Here is an 18218-nt window from a genome sequence, read left to right as displayed (position 1 = left end):
CCTGGGCCCGTCGCACGGCTACTAATGTCTGGCGAGTACGTGCTGAGGCAACCCGCGCCGCACGCGTCATCCGGGCCGATGCGTCCAGGCGTTCCCCCACGAGGAGTTAGTCCACGATGAACCGCAAGACTCTGGTGCTGTCGGCAGCCCTTGGCCTGTTGGCACCCGTCATGGCCGGCTGCGGCGGCTCGGGCAGCGGCTCCGACGGTGGTCAGGCGATAGTCGTGGGCACCACCGACCAATTCGTCGCGACGAAGTCCGGTCCGGCGCCCTTCGACCCGGCCTTCGCCTACGACACGGGCAGCTGGAACGTCCTTCGGCAGACCCTGCAGACGCTCATGCACATTCCGCGCGGCGGCGGCGAGCCGGTGCCGGAGGCGGCCAGTCAGTGCGCGTTCCACGGGGAGAACGACTACAGCTGCAAGCTGCGTTCCGGACTGAAGTTCTCCAACGGCGACCCCCTCACCGCGGACGACGTCAAGTACTCCATCCAGCGGATCGTCGCCATCCACGACAAGAACAGCGCGTTCGCCCTGTTCACCAACGTCGACCGGATCGACACGAGCGGCGCCACGATCGACTTCCACCTCAAGACGCCCGACGCCACGTTCCCCTACAAGCTCGCCACGCCGGCAGCGGGCATCGTGGACCCGAAGCTGTACTCGGCGAAGAAGCTGCGCGACGGCTTCAAGATCGACGGGTCGGGGCCCTACACCTTCAAGGCGGACGTCAAGAACGGCACGCTCGTCAAGGCGACCTTCACCAAGAACCCGACGTACAAGGGCGACTTGAAGGTCCTCAACGACAAGGTCGAGATGCGGGCCTTCCCCGACGCCGACGCCATGGGCACGGCGCTCGACAAGGGCAAGATCGACGTGATGCTCCGTTCGATGTCGCCCGAGCAGATCAAGTCGATGACCGACAACCCGCGCAAGGACATCAACCTCACCGAGATGCCCGGCCTCGAGATCCGCTACCTCGGCTTCGACACCAACGCTCCCGTCGTCAAGAACAAGGCCGTGCGCCAGGCCATGGCGTACGTGATCGACCGTCAGGCGCTCGTGGCCAAGGCCTACGGGACCACCGCCGAGCCGCTCTACTCGCTGATCCCGTCCGGCATCACGGGCCACACCAACTCCTTCTTCAACGAGTACGGCGCGCAGCCCTCGGTCCCCAAGGCGGCCAAGACGCTGCAGAAGGCCGGCATCCACACGCCGATCAAGCTGACGCTGCACTACACGACGGACCACTACGGCTCCGCCACCGCCAAGGAGTTCCAGGTCCTCAAGAGCCAGCTCAACGACAGCAAGCTCTTCGACGTGACCGTCAAGGGCACGCCGTGGAAGGACTTCAGGGACGCGGAGATCAACGGCAAGTACTCGGCGTACGGCATGGGCTGGTTCCCCGACTTCCCGGACCCGGACAGCTTCGTGGCGCCGTTCCTCGACAAGGGCAACTTCCTCGGGCTGCCCTACGACAACCCGAAGATCCGGGGCCAGCTGATCCCGCAGTCGCGGCGCGAGACCGACCGCGGCGCCGCGTCGACCACGTTCGGCCAGATCCAGGACATCGTGGCCCAGGACGTGCCGATCCTCCCGCTCTGGCAGGGCAAGGAGTACGTGGCGGCCCGCGACGACATCACCGGCGTCGAGTGGGCGGTCGACTCCTCGGAGGCGTACCACCTGTGGGAGCTCGGCAAGGGCACCGCGGGCCAGTGACGGCCCGGCAGCCCTGAACGCACCGGAGCCCCGGACCGCGCACCGCCGGTCCGGGGCTCCCGCTTGCTCCCGCGGTCGCGGTCGCGGGCGCGCTCCTACTGGGCGCCGGGCCGCACGAGACCGCTCTCGTACGCGTACACCGCCGCCTGGACCCGGTCGCGCAGGCTCAGCTTCGTCAGCACGTGCCCCACGTGCGTCTTGACGGTCGTCTCGCTGACGAACAGGTCCGCCGCGATCTCCGCGTTCGACAGGCCGCGCGCCACCAGCTTCAGCACCTCGACCTCGCGCTCGGTCAGCGTGTTCAGCGTGTCGGGCACCGGCTCCTCGCCCGACGGCAGGTGGTCGGCGTACTTGTCCAGCAGGCGGCGCGTGATGCTGGGCGCCAGCATCGCCTCGCCCGCGGCCACCACGCGGATCGCCTGCACCAGCTCGTTCGCGGGGGCGTCCTTCAGCAGGAACCCGCTGGCCCCCGCGCGCAGCGCCTCCACCACGTACTCGTCGAGGTCGAACGTCGTCAGCACCAGCACCTTGGCGGGGCCGTCGCGTCCGGGCCCGGTGATCTGGCGGGTGGCCTCCACGCCGTCCATCCGCGGCATGCGGATGTCCATCAGCACCACATCGGGCTGCAGCGCACGTACCTGCTCGATGGCCTGGAGGCCGTCCCCGGCCTCCCCGACCACCGCGACGTCCTGCTCGGCCTCCAGGATCATCCGGAAACCGGTGCGCAACAGCGGCTGGTCGTCGACCAGCAGGACTCGGACGGTGCCGACAGCCACGGGAACCCCTCTCAATGGACCACGTTCATTCTGCCCTGCCCGTCCTCCCGCGGCGCCGCCGGCGGATACACCGGGGGAGTGCCCCCGAATTCGGGGCAGAACGCCTGGTGGTCGCACCATCCGCACAGCTTCGTCGGACGCGGCGGGAACACGCCTGTCTCCGTCGCCTGCCGGATCGCGTCCCACAGCGCGTGCAGCTTCCGCTCGACCCGCTGGACGTCCGCGAGTACCGGGTCGTACGTGATGACGTCACCGCTGCCGAGGTAGACCAGCTGCAGGCGCCGCGGCACCACGCCCTTGAGCCGCCACACCACGAGCGCGTAGAAGGCCATCTGGAAGTGCGCGCTCTGCGCGTACTCGGGACGGGGCGCCTTGCCCGTCTTGTAGTCGACGATGCGCACCTCGCCCGACGGCGCCACGTCCACCCGGTCGATCACCCCGCGCAGCCGCAGACCCGAGTCCAGCTCCGTCTCCACGAACAGCTCACGCTCCGCCGGTTCGAGGCGCGTCGGGTCCTCAAGACCGAACCACCGCTCGACCAGCGACTCGGCCTCGCCCAGCCAGCGCGCCAGCCGCTCGCCCCCCTCGTCGTCCGCGAACAGCCCGGCCAGCTCCGGGCGCGACCCGAGCAGCCTGTCCCACTGGTGCGGCACCATCGCCTTCGCGCGCGTCGCGGTGCGCTCCGTCGCGGGATCGTCGAAGAGGCGCTCGAGCACGGCGTGGACGAGCGTGCCGCGGGTGGCCGCCTCGCTCGGCTTCTCCGGCAGTTTGTCGATCACCCGGAAGCGGTAGAGCAGGGGGCACTGCATGAAGTCGTTGGCCCGCGAAGGCGACAGGGAGGTGGGGGGCACGCTCGTACTCATGGCGCTGACCCTACGACCCGCCACCGACAGCGATCCGCATACCATCGACTACAGGGCCACTCGCACTGCATGATCAAGCAGGCGGGACGGCCGACGACGGAAGGAACCCGTGAAAGACGACGAGCCGGGCGAGCGCGGCAGGACCGGGGAGCAGGGCGCCGGCGGCCGCCCCGGCCCCGGCGTGAAGCCCACGCGGCCCCAGGGCCCCGGCGGCGGCATCCTGATGGGCCGCCCCTTCGGCGTGCCCGTCTACGTCGGCCCCAGCTGGTTCGTGGTCGCCGCGCTGATCACCTGGATCTTCGGCGGCCAGCTCGACCGCGTGCTGCCGGGCATCGGGGGCGCACGCTACCTGGTCGCCCTGTTCTTCGCGGTCGCCTTCTACGCCTCCGTGCTGGTGCACGAGCTGGCCCACACCGTCGCGGCCCTCCGCTTCAAGCTCCCGGTGCGCCGCATCCAGCTCCAGTTCTTCGGCGGCGTCTCCGAGATCGAGAAGGAGTCGGAGACACCGGGGCGCGAGTTCGTCCTCGCCTTCGTCGGACCGCTGCTCTCTCTGGTGCTGTCCGCGATCTTCTACGGTGCGATGTACACGGTCGACGCGGGCTCCGTGCCCGGCGTACTGCTCGCGGGCCTGATGGTCTCGAACCTGCTCGTCGCGGTCTTCAACTTCCTGCCGGGGCTGCCGCTCGACGGGGGCCGCATGCTGCGCGCCGTCGTGTGGAAGATCACCGGCAAGCCCATGAGCGGCACCATCGCGGCCGTGTGGGTCGGCAGGCTGCTGGCCGTGGTCGTCCTCGTCGTGCTGATCGGCCTGCCCCTGCTCGGCCGCGGCGGGCTGAACGGCGGCGGGCTGAGCGGCGTCGAGACCGTGACCGACGCCCTCATCGCGGCGGTGCTGGCCGCCATCATCTGGACCGGCGCCGGCAACAGCCTGCGCATGGCGCGGCTGCGCGAGCACCTGCCGCGCCTCAAGGCCCGCACGCTGACCAGGCGCGCCGTGCCCGTCGAGTCCCACACCCCGCTCTCCGAGGCGCTGCGCAGGGCCAACGAGGCGGGCGCGCGCGCCCTCGTCGTCGTGGACGGCCAGGGCGCGCCCACGGGCATCGTCCGCGAGGCGTCGATCGTCGGCGTGCCCCAGCACCGGCGCCCCTGGGTCGCCGTCAGCACCCTCACCCAGGACCTCTCCGACGGCATGACCGTGCCCGCCGAGCTCGCGGGTGAGGTGCTGCTCGACCGCCTCAAGGCCACCCCGGCCACCGAGTACCTCGTCGTCGAGGAGACCGGCTCGATCTACGGCGTGCTGTCCACGGCCGACGTCGAGCGCGCCTTCGTCGCCGCCATGGGCAGGCCCCAGTGACCCCGGACCCCCGCCGGGCGGGCAGGGGCCCCGCCGGAACCCGATAGGCTGAGCACATGTCCGAACCGACCGGTGCCGCCCGCCGACGCGGGCCCTTCAAGGTCGGGGACCAGGTCCAGCTCACCGACCCCAAGGGACGCCACTACACGTTCACGCTCGAAGCCGGGAAGAACTTCCACACCCACAAGGGTTCCTTCCCGCACGACGAGCTGATCGGTGCTCCCGAGGGCAGTGTTGTCCGTACCACGGGAAACGTCGCCTACCTCGCGCTGCGCCCCCTGCTCCCCGACTACGTCCTGTCCATGCCCCGCGGCGCCGCCGTGGTCTACCCGAAGGACGCGGGCCAGATCCTCGCCTTCGGCGACATCTTCCCCGGCGCGCGCGTCGTCGAGGCGGGCGTGGGGTCGGGCTCCCTCTCCAGCTTCCTGCTGCGGGTCATCGGCGACGAGGGCATGCTGCACTCCTACGAGCGCAGGCAGGACTTCGCGGACATCGCGCGCGGCAATGTCGAGCGCTACTTCGGCGGCCCGCACCCCGCGTGGCAGCTGACGGTCGGCGACCTCCAGGACAACCTGTCCGACACCGACGTCGACCGCGTCATCCTCGACATGCTCGCCCCCTGGGAGTGCGTCGACGCCGTCTCCAAGGCCCTGGTGCCCGGCGGCATCCTCATCGCGTACGTCGCCACCACCACGCAGCTCGCCCGCACCGTGGAGACCATCCGGGAGTCCGGCACGTTCAACGAGCCGGCCGCCTGGGAGTCCATGATCCGCAACTGGCACGTCGAGGGCCTGGCCGTGCGGCCCGACCACCGCATGATCGGCCACACCGGCTTCCTCGTCACCGCACGCCGCCTCGCCGACGGCGTGGAGCCGCCGCTGCGCCGCCGCCGCCCCGCGAAGGGCGCGTACGGCGAGGACTACGAGGGGCCGGGCAGCGGCTCGCGCTGACCCTCGGGGCGGCCTGCCGCCGCCGCGTACCGCGGCCGGCCGCCCACCGTTCTCCCCGGGGCCCGACCCCGCTGTTCCGCCGCCGTGTGACGTGTGGCACGATGCTGTCTCCCGCCCGCAGTCGGCTTCTCCAGCACCCCCCCGCAACAGGAGACACTAGGCGTGCACCCCGCCGAGCTCCCGGATCTCGCGCACACCAGGCCCACCCCCCTGCACTGGCTCGCCACGGCGACCGCGATGGCCGGTGTGCTCGCACTCGCGGGTCTTGTCCAGCCGGGTGACGCATCGGGCTCACAGGGCCAGGGGCCGCCGATCAGCCGGGCTGCGCCCTCGCACGCGCGCAGGCTGCCGCCCCCCGACCCGTCGGCCGTCCGCTTCCCGCTGGACTGCGGCCCCGTGGGCACGGTGGTCACGGCCAAGGCGAGCGGCGACCTCGACGGCGACGGCGTGCGCGAGACCGTGGCCGCCGTACGGTGCGACTCGGCGTCCGGGACTCCACCGAGCGCGATCTACGTCCTGACCCGGACCCGGGCGGGCGCCCCGCGCGTGGTGGCGACGCTCCTGAGCGCGGACGCGGGCGAGACCGTCGGCAAGCAGTTCACGATAAAGAACGGCGCGGTGCTCGCGACCCTGCTCGGCTACTCGGACCAGAACGTGCCGAGGTGCTGCCCCGACGTCCAGGACAGGGTTTCGTGGGTCTGGCGCAACAAGGTGTTCGTCCGCAGCGAACAGAGCAGCGGCAAGAGCGTCTGAGCCGGCGCACCCGGAACCCGCGCCCCGAGCAGGCGCGGCCCTCAGGACGCGTCGGGCCCGCAGACCTCCACGCCGTCCGCCACGCGGCGCACGTGGATGCACTCGCCCGGGCACTCCTTCGCCGAGTCCACCACCTCGCGCAGCAGCGGCAGCGGCACGCGCGTGGCCGCACCCGGCTCCTGCAGCAGCTCGTCGTCCGCGCTCTTCACGTAGGCCAGGCCGTCGATGTCGAGCTCGAAGACCTCGCGCGCGTACTGCGCGCAGATGCCGTCGCCCGTGCACAGATCCTGATCGATCCAGACCTCCAGCGGCCCCTGGGTCGCCAGGTCGTCGGTCGGGGCATCCTGCTGCACGCTCATCTCTCCTGCCGTTTCCTGCGTCTCGCCGTGCCGCCGTGCGACCCTGGTGGAACAAGTCGCGCCAGTCATGGCGGGTGTTGAACACTTCGACGATACAACCGGCCGCTTTCCGACGTCGCAGGGTGGGTATTTGCCTGGCGTGAGGGAGAGCGCAAGGGTGAAGATCGGACAGAGCCCTTCAGTCTTTGTGATCTAGGGGTTTCAATCATCACCCACCCAGGTAGGGTCAGGAAGCGTCCAGCTCCCCTTGGAGGAGGTGAGGACCGTGGCAGCCCACGACGACGACATCAACCGCGGCATCCGGCCCGGGCGGGGGTCCGAGGACCCAGCAGGCCAGGTTGCCTATCTTGAGCAGGAAATCGCCGTCCTGCGCCGCAAGCTCGCCGACTCTCCGCGGCACACGAGGATCCTCGAAGAGAGAATCGTCGAGCTGCAGACGAACCTGGCGGGCGTGTCCGCGCAGAACGAGCGGCTCGCCAATACGCTGCGTGAGGCCCGCGACCAGATCGTGGCCCTCAAGGAGGAGGTCGACCGGCTGGCGCAGCCGCCCGCCGGTTTCGGTGTCTTCCTGCAAGCGAACGAGGACGACACGGCCGACATCTTCACCGGGGGCCGCAAACTCCGCGTCAACGTCAGCCCAGGCGTGGAGCTCGACGAGCTCAGGCGCGGCCAGGAGGTCATGCTCAACGAGGCGCTCAACGTGGTCGAGGCCATGGAGTTCGAGCGCCAGGGCGACATCGTCACCCTCAAGGAGATCCTTGAGGACGGCGAGCGCGCCCTCGTCATCGGCCACACCGACGAGGAGCGTGTCGTACGGCTCGCCGAGCCCCTGATGGACCTCACCATCAGGCCGGGCGACGCCCTGCTGCTCGAACCGCGCTCCGGGTACGTCTACGAGGTCGTCCCGAAGAGCGAGGTCGAGGAGCTCGTCCTCGAAGAGGTCCCGGACGTCGACTACAAGAAGATCGGCGGCCTCGGCGGGCAGATCGAGCTGATCCGTGACGCCGTCGAGCTCCCGTACCTCTACCCCGACCTGTTCAAGGAACACGAACTCAGGCCGCCGAAGGGCATTCTGCTCTACGGGCCGCCCGGATGCGGAAAGACGCTCATCGCGAAGGCCGTGGCGAATTCACTCGCCAAGAAGGTCGGCGAGGTGACAGGCCGGCCGGCCGGCAAGAGCTATTTCCTGAACATCAAGGGCCCGGAACTCCTCAACAAGTACGTCGGTGAGACCGAGCGCCACATCCGGCTCGTCTTCCAGCGCGCCAGGGAGAAGGCGAGCGAGGGCACGCCCGTCATCGTTTTCTTCGACGAGATGGAATCGCTCTTCCGCACCCGCGGTTCCGGTGTCAGCTCGGACGTGGAGAACACCATCGTCCCCCAGCTGCTCGCCGAGATCGACGGTGTGGAGGGTCTTGAGAACGTCATCGTCATCGGCGCGTCCAACCGCGAGGACATGATCGACCCGGCCATCCTCCGCCCGGGCCGGCTCGACGTGAAGATCAAGATCGAGCGCCCCGACGCGGAGGCCGCCAAGGACATCTTCGCCAAGTACCTCACGGCCTCCCTGCCGCTGCACGCGGACGACCTCGCGGAACACCGCGACTCGCCCGACGCGGCGGTGCACGCGATGATCCAGACCGTCGTGGAGCAGATGTACGCCGAGTCCGAGGAGAACCGCTTCCTCGAGGTGACGTACGCCAACGGGGACAAGGAAGTCCTGTACTTCAAGGACTTCAACTCCGGCGCCATGATCGAGAACATCGTGGGCCGCGCCAAGAAGATGGCCATCAAGGAATTCCTCGACCACGACCAGAAGGGCATCCGCGTCTCCCACCTCCTCCAGGCCTGCGTGGACGAGTTCAAGGAGAACGAGGACCTGCCGAACACCACGAACCCCGACGACTGGGCCCGCATCTCCGGCAAGAAGGGCGAGCGGATCGTCTACATCCGCACCCTCGTCACCGGAAAGCAGGGTGCCGACACGGGGCGCTCCATCGACACGGTGGCGAACACCGGTCAGTACCTGTAGGACGAGGACCTGGCTGCGGATGTCCCCCCGGGCATCCGCAGCCGGTTGCTTTACCCGGAAGTACCATCTCACCAGGCCGACGTATCGAATGATCTCCCCGCGAGGCCCGCGGCGCTCTAGGCTCGGTACCTGAGCGCCACGCCCCCAGGGGGCGCCGCCGCCGGGCAAGGAGGGCCGCATGACCGTACGGCGAGTAATGGGCATCGAGACGGAGTACGGGATCTCCGTGCCCGGCCACCCGAACGCCAATGCCATGCTCACCTCGTCCCAGATCGTCAACGCCTACGCGGCGGCGATGCACCGCGCACGGCGCGCGCGGTGGGACTTCGAGGAGGAGAACCCGCTGCGGGACGCCCGCGGCTTCGACCTCGCCAGGGACACGGCCGACTCGAGCCAGCTCACGGACGAGGACATCGGCCTGGCCAACGTCATCCTGACCAACGGCGCGCGCCTCTACGTCGACCACGCCCACCCGGAGTACAGCTCGCCGGAGATCACCAATCCGCGCGACGCGGTGCTGTGGGACAAGGCGGGGGAGCGCATCATGGCGGAGGCCGCCGAGCGTGCGGCCCAGCTGCCGGGCGCCCAGCCCATCCACCTGTACAAGAACAACACCGACAACAAGGGCGCCTCCTACGGCACCCACGAGAACTACCTGATGCGGCGCGAGACCCCGTTCTCGGACATCGTGCGCCACCTGACGCCGTTCTTCGTCTCCCGCCAGGTCGTCACCGGCGCCGGCCGCGTCGGCATCGGGCAGGACGGCCGCGACCACGGCTTCCAGCTCAGCCAGCGTGCGGACTACTTCGAGGTCGAGGTGGGCCTGGAGACGACGCTCAAGCGGCCCATCATCAACACGCGCGACGAGCCGCATTCGGACGCGGAGCGCTACCGCAGGCTGCACGTGATCATCGGAGACGCGAACCTCTCCGAGATCTCGACGTACCTCAAGCTCGGCACGACGTCCCTGGTCCTCGCCATGATCGAGGACGGCTTCATCAACGTCGACCTCGCGGTCGACCAGCCGGTGCGCACCCTGCACGAGGTCTCGCACGACCCCTCGCTGCACCACCTCGTCACGCTGCGCAGCGGCCGCACACTGACGGCCGTGCAGCTCCAGATGGAGTACTTCGAGCTCGCGAGGAAGTACGTCGAGGAGAAGTACGGCGCCGATGCGGACGAGCAGACGCGCGACGTGCTCGGCCGCTGGGAGGACACGCTCAACCGCCTGGAGCGCGATCCGATGAGCCTGTCGGGCGAGCTGGACTGGGTGGCCAAGCGCGAGCTCCTCGAGGGCTACCGGCGCAGGGACTCCCTCGACTGGGACGCGGCCCGGCTGCACCTCGTCGACCTGCAGTACGCCGACGTGCGCCCCGAGAAGGGCCTGTACAACCGCCTGGCGGCCCGCGGGAAGATGAAGCGGCTGCTGGACGAGCAGGACGTCGAGCGGGCCAGGACGAACCCTCCCGAGGACACCAGGGCCTACTTCAGGGGCCGGTGCCTCGACCAGTACGCGGAGGACGTCGCGGCGGCCTCGTGGGACTCGGTCATCTTCGACCTGCCGGGCAGGGACTCGCTGCAGCGCGTCCCCACCCTGGAGCCGTTGCGCGGTACACGTACTCACGTGAAGGAGCTCCTGGACCGCTGCCGCACGGCGGAAGACCTGGTCCGGGTGCTGTCCGGGCACTGAAAAGGGCTGAAAGGGCCCGCCGCAGGGAATCATGGAGGCAGGCCCCCGGCGTTGTACGACAACGGGGCCTTCTCCGGATCCTGCGGATAGGGTCTGATCTTGAGAGCAACGAAGGTCACATCGAGCGGGGCGAACCGAGCGGGGTGAGGGAAATGGCGACCAGGGACACCGACGGCGGCCAGCAGAAGGCGACGCGTTCCACGGAGGAGACCGAGGAGCAGGCACAGGACGCGCAGGGCTCCGAGGACCTCAAGGAGCGTCAGGAGAAGCTCTCCGACGACGTGGACTCCGTCCTGGACGAGATCGACGACGTCCTTGAGGAGAACGCCGAGGACTTCGTGCGCAGCTTCGTGCAAAAGGGCGGCCAGTAGTCACACGGACGCAGGGGCCGCAGGAGGGGTGCTCCCGCTGCCGGCAGCACCCCTCGCCTTCCCGAATCGCTGGTGGATCACCGCCCGGGGACGGGTAGGGTCCGTGGCGTACTGTGCTTCAACTGCAATGCGGCAGGCGGCACCTGGGGAGCCGATCACGACGCCTTGCGCCGTGCCGCCGCACATCTGGAGGGAAACGCGTGGAAGCCAATACTCGTGACACCGGGCGTCTACCAGCTGCCTTCCTGACGCCGGGGTCCTCTTCGTTCATGGACTTCCTCGGCGACCACTCGCCGGACCTGCTGCCCGGCAAGCGCTCGCTGCCGCCGCTGCAGGGCGCCGTCGAGGCGCCGCACGGCACGACGATCGTCGCGGTGACGTTCCCCGGCGGCGTGGTGCTCGCCGGAGACCGGCGGGCGACGATGGGCAACATGATCGCCCAGCGGGACATCGAGAAGGTCTTCCCCGCGGACGAGTACTCGGCGGTGGGCATCGCCGGCACGGCCGGGCTCGCCGTGGAGATGGTCAAGCTCTTCCAGCTGGAGCTCGAGCACTTCGAGAAGGTCGAGGGCGCCCAGCTCTCCCTGGAGGGCAAGGCCAACCGCCTCTCCACGATGATCAGGTCCAACCTGGCCATGGCGATGCAGGGCCTCGCCGTCGTGCCGGTGTTCGCGGGCTACGACGTGGACCGCGGCAAGGGCCGCATCTTCTCCTACGACGTGACGGGCGGCCGGTCGGAGGAGACCGGGTACGCCTCCACCGGCTCGGGTTCGGTCTTCGCGCGCGGGGCCATGAAGAAGCTCTACCGCGACGACCTGACGCAGGAGCAGGCGACCACGCTGGTCGTGCAGGCGCTCTACGACGCGGCGGACGAGGACTCGGCGACGGGCGGGCCCGACGTGGCGCGCAAGATCTACCCGGTCGTCACGGTGATCACGGAGGACGGCTTCAGGCGCCTGTCCGAGGACGAGATGGCGGCGATCGCCCGCGCCGTCCTCGATCACCGGCTCGAACAGCCCGACGGACCGCGCGCCGCGCTGCTGTGAATCGACCGCTGTGAGAGTGAATCAGCCACTGACAGAAAGGGACGGATAGCCGGTGTCGACGCCGTTCTATGTCTCACCCCAGCAGGCCATGGCCGACCGGGCGGAGTACGCCCGCAAGGGCATCGCGCGGGGCCGCAGCCTGGTCGTGCTCCAGTACGCCGACGGCATCGTCTTCGTCGGCGAGAACCCGTCCCGTGCCCTGCACAAGTTCAGCGAGATCTACGACCGGATCGGCTTCGCGGCCGCCGGCAAGTACAACGAGTACGAGAACCTGCGCATCGGCGGTGTGCGCTACGCCGACCTGCGCGGATACACCTACGACCGCGACGACGTGACGGCCCGTGGACTCGCCAACGTCTACGCCCAGACACTCGGCACGATCTTCTCCAGCGCCGGCGAGAAGCCCTACGAGGTCGAGCTCGTGGTCGCCGAGGTCGGCGCGACGCCCGACGGCGACCAGATCTACCGGCTGCCGCACGACGGCTCGATCGTCGACGAGCACGGCTCCGTCGCGGTGGGCGGCAGCTCCGAGCAGATCAGCTCCTACCTGGACCAGCGCCACCGCGACGGCATGACGCTCGCCGAGGCTCTCAAGCTCGCCGTGCAGGCGCTGTCGCGTGACACCAACGGCGGCGAGCGGGAGATCCCCGCCGAGCGCCTGGAAGTGGCCGTCCTCGACCGCACGCGGCCGCAGCAGCGCAAGTTCCGCCGGATCGTGGGGGCACGGCTCTCCCGCCTGCTGGCGGAGGAGGGCGCAGCCACGGCGCCCGCGGACACCCCGGACGGCGAGGAGCCGAAGGACGCGGGCTCCGCCGCCCCCGAGGACGACGCGTAGCGACTGCCCTGCCACCGGTGCCCGGCCGCCCCGTGCGGCCGGGGCACCGGTGTGACCGCGGATGGTTCAGCGCGCCGAGGCCGCCGTCGAGCCGCGCACCACGAGGCGTACCGGAAGGTCGCCTGTCTCGGGTCCGCGGCCGTCGAGCACGGCGAGCAGCGCCTCCATGCCGCGCTCGCCGACGCGCTCGGCCGGCAGGCGGACCGTGGTGAGCTCCGGCTCGACTGCGGTGGCGAGCGCCAGGTCGTCGAACCCGGTGACGGACACGTCGCCGGGGACGCGCAGGCCCAGGCGGCGCAGCGCCTTGCAGGCCCCCGCGGCCAGGATGTCGTCGTCGCACACGATCGCGGTCGGACGGGGCTGCGGGCCCGCGAGAGCGGCGGTGACGGCCTCGCGGGCCGCCGTCACGTCGAGCGCGGAGCGCGCCGTGCGCAGCCGCGAGCCCGCCGCGCGCACGGCACGCCGCAGCGCGTCGGCGCGCACGTCGAACGTCCAGGACGGCACGGCCGAACCGAGGTGCAGGACCTCGCGGTGGCCGAGGCCGAGCACATGGGCGGCGACCTGCCGCATGCCGTCCGCGATGTCGAGGTTGACGCAGGCCGCGGGGCCCGGCGCCGCCGGGTCGCTGTCCAGCATGACCAGCGGCAGCCGGCTGCCGCGGATGGCGGCCGGGGCGTCGGCCGCCATGGAGGACGCGATGACGCCGTCGAGCGCGGTGCGTCCCGGGTCGAAGGGGCTCACGGCCGGGCCGACCCCGGCGGGTGACGGGTAGAGGACCACCCCGAAGCCGTGCGCCGCGGCCACGGCGGCGGCGCCCGTGTAGACGCGCGCGAAGAACTCGTTGGTCAGCGCCGGCACGACCAGGAGCGCCGTGCCCGTCGTGCCCAGGCGCAGGCTGCGCGCGGCCAGGTTGGGACGGTAGCCGAGGGCGCCGGCCGCGTCGCGCACCTGGCCGGCCGTGCGCTCCGAGACGCGGCCGCGCCACTTGCCGCCGAGCACGAGCGAGACCGTGGCCTGGGAGACGCCCGCGGTGCGCGCCACGTCCTTGCTGGTGGGCCTGGCGGCGTGCTGGGTCATGGCGCTCCTCTCCCGCGCCGGCCGGTGGACCGGACGCCGGCGCTCATGGTACGTATGGACGGGTTCGTTATACGTAACACGTCAGCCCGCGGCACACGACCGCGTGACGCACACCAGGGGAGGGCCGAGGCCGTGGGAGCCACCGGATACCTGGAGCTGCTGCGCGCGCCGCACGCCGCGAGGCTGCTCGGCGGCACGCTGGTGGGCCGGCTGCCCAACGCCACGGCGCCGATCGCCGTGGTGCTGTTCGCGCGGGCGGACGGCGGCAGCTACAGCGTCGCCGGGGCGCTCGCCGCCGTGTACGGGCTCGCCAACGCCGTCGGCCAGCCGCTGCTCGGCCGCGCCGTCGACCTGTACGGGCAACCCCGGGTCCAGCTGCCCGCCGCCCTCGTATCGGCGCTCGGCATGGCGCTGCTCGTCGCGGTGGGCACAGGATCGCCCGCGGCGGCGTTCGCCGCCGTGGCGGTCGCCGGCCTGTGCACCCCGCCGCTGGAGGGCGGACTGCGCGCCCTGTGGCCCAGCGTGCTCGGCCGCGAGGACCGTGTGCACCGCGCGTACGCGCTTGACGCCGTCGCCCAGGAGGTCATGTTCACGGTCGGCCCCCTGCTGGTCACCGCCCTCGTCGCGGCGCGCTCCCCGGCCGCGGCGCTGCTGGTGCTCAACGCCGTGGGCGTGCTGGGCGCCCTGTCCGTGGTGGTCTCGCGCCCCTCACGTGCCTGGCGCTCCGCCGAACGGCAGGCCCACTGGCTCGGCGCGCTGCGCTCTCCCGGGCTGCTGGCGCTGCTGGGCGCGTTCCTGTTCGTCGGCGCCGCGCTCGGCTCGATCACGGTCGCGGGGGTGGCGTACGCGGACGACCAGGGCCGCGAGTCCGTCTACGGATGGCTGATGGCGGCGCTCGGCCTCGGCGCCCTCGTCGGCGGCGCGGTCTACGGCGCCCGGCGCTGGACGGGTGCGCCGGAGCGCAGGCTCCGGGTGATCGCGGTGCTGCTCGCGGTGTGCTACCTGCCGCTGGTGCTGACGCCGGGACCGGTCACCATGACGCTGCTGTCGATGCTGGCCGGAGTCTTCCTGGCGCCCGCGCTCGCGTGCGCGTTCATCGTGGTGGACCGGCAGGCGCCGGCCGGCACCGTCACGGAGGCCTTCTCGTGGCTCGTGACGACGTTCGGGGTGGGCTCGGCGCTCGGCACGGGCGTCGCGGGCCCCGTGGCCCAGCACGCCGGCACGTCCGCCGGCTTCGCGGTCGCGGGGGCCGCCGGGCTCTGCGCCCTGCTCGTGCTGGCCGCCACCCCGCGGGTACTCGCAGGCAGGCACGTGGACGGCAATGCGGCGGCCCGATCGGAAAATGATCCAAGTGACGCGCCCGAACACGGTTTCAGCACAGGCCATCAGGCGTAATGTTCAGACATGGACCGCCGCATTTTCGGGCTGGAGAACGAGTACGGCGTCACGTGCACGTTCAGGGGACAGCGCCGACTGTCACCTGACGAAGTGGCGCGCTACCTCTTCCGCCGTGTCGTGTCATGGGGCCGTAGCAGCAATGTGTTCCTGCGCAACGGTGCCCGCCTCTACCTCGACGTCGGTTCGCATCCGGAATACGCCACCCCGGAATGCGACAACGTGACCGAGTTGGTCACGCACGACAAAGCCGGTGAGCGGATTCTGGAGGGCCTGCTCGTCGACGCGGAACGGCGCCTGCACGAGGAGGGAATCGCGGGCGACGTCTATCTCTTCAAGAACAACACCGATTCGGCGGGAAACTCCTACGGCTGCCACGAGAACTATCTCGTGGCCCGCCACGGAGAGTTCTCCCGGCTCGCGGACATCCTCATCCCGTTCCTCGTCACGCGCCAGCTGCTGTGCGGGGCGGGCAAGGTGCTGCAGACCCCGCGCGGAGCCGTCTACTGCGTGAGCCAGCGTGCCGAGCACATCTGGGAGGGCGTCAGCTCGGCCACGACGCGCTCACGGCCGATCATCAACACCCGCGACGAGCCGCACGCGGACGCCGAGCGCTACCGCAGGCTGCACGTGATCGTCGGCGACTCGAACATGTCGGAGACGACGACGCTCCTCAAGGTCGGCGCCACCGACCTGGTCCTGCGCATGATCGAGGCCGGGACCGTGATGCGCGACCTCACCCTGGAGAACCCGATCAGGGCGATCCGCGAGGTCAGCCACGACATCACGGGCCGGCGCAAGGTGCGCCTGGCCAGCGGGCGTGAGGCGTCCGCCCTCGAGGTGCAGCGCGAGTACTACGAGAAGGCCGTCGACTTCGTCGAGCGCCGCGACATCCGCACCGGCACGGTGGACCGCGTGCTGGAGCTGTGGGGCCGCACGCTCGACGCGATCGAGACCGAGGACCTCGACAAGATCGCCACCGAGATCGACTGGGTCATGAAGTACAAGCTCATCGAGCGGTACCGGGCCAAGCACAACATGACCATGTCGCACCCGAGGGTCGCGCAGATAGACCTCGCCTACCACGACATCCACCGCCGCCGCGGGCTCTACTACCTGCTGGAGAAGAAGGGCCAGGCCGCGCGTGTCGCCAACGACCTGCGGATCTTCGAGGGCAAGTCGGTCCCGCCGCAGACCACGCGGGCGCGGCTGCGCGGCGACTTCATCCGCAGGGCGCAGGAGCAGCGGCGGGACTTCACCGTCGACTGGGTGCACCTGAAGCTGAACGACCAGGCGCAGCGCACCGTGCTGTGCAAGGACCCGTTCCGCTCCGTGGACGACCGGGTGGAGAAGCTGATCGCGGGGATGTGACGGCGCCCGCTCGTCACCGCCCCGGCCGCGTGGGCCCCGTACGAGTGCGTACGGGGCCCACGCGCCTGATGGGGGAATGACAGGTGGGGCAAGAGTCGTAGAGTGGGCCGCCACCGGAACAACACCACCTACCCCCACGAGGACACACTGTGCGACGCAGTCTTGCAGCCCTGCTCATCGTGCCGGCCTTGGTGCTGACCGCTGCCTGCGGCGGCGACAACTCCAAGAAGAAGGACGATGCGGCGTCGTCGGCTGCGCCCAGCCCGAGCGCGTCCGCACCCGCACCGCCCAAGCCGGTCTCCTCCGACAGCCCGATGCCCACCGTGACCGGATCGGCCGGGAAGAAGGCCGACATCAGCGTCCCGAAGTCGTCCAAGCCGACCGGGAAGTTCGTCGTCCACACCCTCTCCCAGGGCTCCGGGCCTGCGATCAAGAAAAACCAGCTGGTGATGGCCGACTTCACCGTGAAGGTGTGGGGCGGCAAGGAACTCGGCAGCTCGTACGACAAGGGCGCGGCGCCGCAGCTCGTGCCCGCCGGCTCGAAGAGCATCATCCCCGCCTTCTCACAGAGCGTCGTGGGCCAGAAGGTCGGCAGCCGCGTCCTGGTGGTGGCCCCGCCGTCCGCGGCGTTCGGCAGCCAGGGCAACCAGCAGCTCGGCGTGAAGGGCACCGACACCCTCGTCTTCGTGCTCGACGTCAAGAAGACCCTGCCGAACAAGGTGTCCGGGTCGCAGGCGTCGGTCCCGAAGTCCCTGCCGCAGGTCAACGCCGACAAGGCGGCGCCCGCGACCATCTCCGTGCCGAAGGCCGACCCGCCGAAGGACCTCGTCGACAAGGTGCTGATCCCCGGCAAGGGCGCCACGGTCAAGAAGGGCCAGACCGTCTACATCCAGTACAGCGGTGCGGCGTGGAAGCCCAACGAGGGCAAGACCAAGGCCAAGCTGTTCGACAGCTCGTGGAACACCGGCGTCCCGCTGGCCACCAGCATCGGCACCGGCGCGGTCGTCAAGGGCTGGGACCAGGGCGTCGTGGGCCAGAAGGTCGGCAGCCGCCTCCTGCTGGTGATCCCGCCGAGCCTCGGCTACGGCAGCCAGTCGCCCAGCCCCGACCTGCCGAAGAACTCGACCCTCGTCTTCGTGGTGGACATCCTCGGGGCGAAGTAGGACGGCAGCGCACCGGCCTGTAAGACTTGGCAGGTTCAGCGGACCATCAACTACCGGGTCCCGAGTACACCGTGCGAGGAGCACTTCAGTGAAGAACGAGAAGCCCGAGGTCGACTTCCCCGGCGGCGAGCCGCCCGCTGACCTGGAGATCAAGGACCTCTGGGAGGGGGAGGGCGCCACGGCCAAGGCCGGCGACTACGTCTCCGTCCACTATGTCGGCGTCGCGTTCTCCAGCGGCGAGGAGTTCGACGCCTCCTGGAACCGCGGCAAGCCGCTGCAGTTCCAGCTCGGCGCGGGCCAGGTCATCGCCGGCTGGGACAAGGGCGTGCAGGGCATGAAGGTCGGCGGACGCCGGCAGCTGACCATTCCCGCCCACCTCGCCTACGGCGACCGGGGCGCGGGTAGCAGCATCGCGCCCGGCGAGACGCTGATCTTCGTATGCGATCTGGTCGCAGTCTGATCATT

At 70.3% G+C, this 18218-nt stretch carries 17 protein-coding genes and 1 pseudogene; 14 read left to right on the top strand and 4 right to left on the bottom strand.

Annotated features, from left to right (window positions below; translation table 11 throughout):
* Positions 1-116 precede the first annotated feature (116 nt).
* Positions 117-1718: an ABC transporter substrate-binding protein gene (locus IH48_RS0122660; protein ID WP_030907623.1), complete on the top strand. Its 1602-nt coding sequence runs from the start codon at positions 117-119 to the stop codon at positions 1716-1718.
* Between the two features lie 95 nt (positions 1719-1813).
* Here IH48_RS0122660 and IH48_RS0122655 read toward each other — a convergent pair whose 3' ends face one another.
* Entirely contained in the window at positions 1814-2428 is a 615-nt protein-coding gene (locus IH48_RS0122655; RefSeq protein WP_051840412.1) for a response regulator transcription factor, read from the bottom strand.
* Between the two features lie 77 nt (positions 2429-2505).
* Positions 2506-3357: a RecB family exonuclease gene (locus IH48_RS0122650; RefSeq protein WP_420705525.1), complete on the bottom strand. Its 852-nt coding sequence runs from the start codon at positions 3355-3357 to the stop codon at positions 2506-2508.
* Positions 3358-3466: 109 nt separating this feature from the next.
* Here IH48_RS0122650 and IH48_RS0122645 point away from each other — a divergent pair, with 109 nt between their 5' ends.
* The 3 genes from IH48_RS0122645 to IH48_RS0122635 all read left to right on the top strand — a co-directional run bounded on the left by IH48_RS0122645 (position 3467) and on the right by IH48_RS0122635 (position 6414).
* Positions 3467-4711: a site-2 protease family protein gene (locus IH48_RS0122645; RefSeq protein ID WP_030907614.1), complete on the top strand. Its 1245-nt coding sequence runs from the start codon at positions 3467-3469 to the stop codon at positions 4709-4711.
* Between the two features lie 56 nt (positions 4712-4767).
* Positions 4768-5661 (top strand): tRNA (adenine-N1)-methyltransferase, encoded by an 894-nt coding sequence (locus tag IH48_RS0122640; RefSeq protein WP_030907610.1) that lies wholly within the window; start codon positions 4768-4770, stop codon positions 5659-5661.
* A gap of 162 nt (positions 5662-5823) precedes the next feature.
* Positions 5824-6414, top strand: a complete 591-nt coding sequence (locus IH48_RS0122635) for a hypothetical protein (RefSeq protein WP_030907607.1) — start codon at positions 5824-5826, stop codon at positions 6412-6414.
* Positions 6415-6455: 41 nt separating this feature from the next.
* Here IH48_RS0122635 and IH48_RS0122630 read toward each other — a convergent pair whose 3' ends face one another.
* Positions 6456-6773, bottom strand: a complete 318-nt coding sequence (locus tag IH48_RS0122630) for a ferredoxin (protein WP_030907604.1) — start codon at positions 6771-6773, stop codon at positions 6456-6458.
* A 265-nt stretch (positions 6774-7038) separates the two neighbouring features.
* Between IH48_RS0122630 and arc the strand changes: the two genes are divergently transcribed.
* The 6 genes and pseudogenes from arc (at position 7039) to prcA (ending at position 12747) form a co-directional block, all read left to right on the top strand.
* A complete protein-coding gene (gene arc / locus IH48_RS0122625) occupies positions 7039-8805 on the top strand; it encodes a proteasome ATPase (protein WP_030907601.1) in 1767 nt (588 codons plus the stop codon).
* Positions 8806-8983: 178 nt separating this feature from the next.
* Positions 8984-10495, top strand: a complete 1512-nt coding sequence (gene dop, locus IH48_RS0122620; RefSeq protein WP_078849951.1) for a depupylase/deamidase Dop — start codon at positions 8984-8986, stop codon at positions 10493-10495.
* A gap of 152 nt (positions 10496-10647) precedes the next feature.
* On the top strand, positions 10648-10866 hold the full coding sequence (locus tag IH48_RS0122615; protein WP_030907595.1) for a ubiquitin-like protein Pup: 219 nt from the start codon (positions 10648-10650) through the stop codon (positions 10864-10866).
* 66 nt (positions 10867-10932) lie between these two features.
* Positions 10933-11115, top strand: a pseudogene (locus IH48_RS35190) (endonuclease domain-containing protein); the annotation flags it as partial.
* Positions 11067-11912 (top strand): proteasome subunit beta, encoded by an 846-nt coding sequence (gene prcB, locus IH48_RS0122605; RefSeq protein WP_030907592.1) that lies wholly within the window; start codon positions 11067-11069, stop codon positions 11910-11912. The pseudogene IH48_RS35190 and the gene prcB, both read left to right, overlap by 49 nt.
* 52 nt (positions 11913-11964) lie before the next feature.
* Positions 11965-12747 carry a proteasome subunit alpha gene (prcA, locus tag IH48_RS0122600; protein WP_030907589.1) on the top strand — a complete coding sequence of 261 codons (783 nt, stop codon included), beginning with the start codon at positions 11965-11967 and terminating at the stop codon, positions 12745-12747.
* A 66-nt stretch (positions 12748-12813) separates the two neighbouring features.
* Here the strand turns inward: prcA and IH48_RS0122595 are convergent, their stop codons facing one another.
* On the bottom strand, positions 12814-13824 hold the full coding sequence (locus IH48_RS0122595) for a LacI family DNA-binding transcriptional regulator (RefSeq protein ID WP_030907586.1): 1011 nt from the start codon (positions 13822-13824) through the stop codon (positions 12814-12816).
* A 132-nt stretch (positions 13825-13956) separates the two neighbouring features.
* Here IH48_RS0122595 and IH48_RS0122590 point away from each other — a divergent pair, with 132 nt between their 5' ends.
* The 4 genes from IH48_RS0122590 (at position 13957) to IH48_RS0122575 (ending at position 18213) form a co-directional block, all read left to right on the top strand.
* Complete coding sequence (locus IH48_RS0122590) at positions 13957-15219, top strand: MFS transporter (RefSeq protein WP_030907583.1); 1263 nt, start codon at positions 13957-13959, stop codon at positions 15217-15219.
* A gap of 9 nt (positions 15220-15228) precedes the next feature.
* Positions 15229-16590, top strand: coding sequence for a Pup--protein ligase (pafA, locus tag IH48_RS0122585; RefSeq protein ID WP_030907580.1), 1362 nt, complete (start codon positions 15229-15231; stop codon positions 16588-16590).
* 149 nt (positions 16591-16739) lie between these two features.
* A complete protein-coding gene (locus IH48_RS0122580; protein ID WP_030907577.1) occupies positions 16740-17753 on the top strand; it encodes an FKBP-type peptidyl-prolyl cis-trans isomerase in 1014 nt (337 codons plus the stop codon).
* An 88-nt stretch (positions 17754-17841) separates the two neighbouring features.
* On the top strand, positions 17842-18213 hold the full coding sequence (locus IH48_RS0122575) for an FKBP-type peptidyl-prolyl cis-trans isomerase (protein ID WP_030907575.1): 372 nt from the start codon (positions 17842-17844) through the stop codon (positions 18211-18213).
* The last annotated feature ends 5 nt before the right edge of the window (positions 18214-18218 follow it).

Origin of the sequence: Streptomyces sp. NRRL F-5126, assembly GCF_000721265.1 — a bacterium.
In the GTDB taxonomy this organism is placed as follows: domain Bacteria; phylum Actinomycetota; class Actinomycetes; order Streptomycetales; family Streptomycetaceae; genus Streptomyces.
Note: the sequence above shows the minus strand (reverse complement) of the source record. Positions and strands in the feature narration are given on the sequence as shown.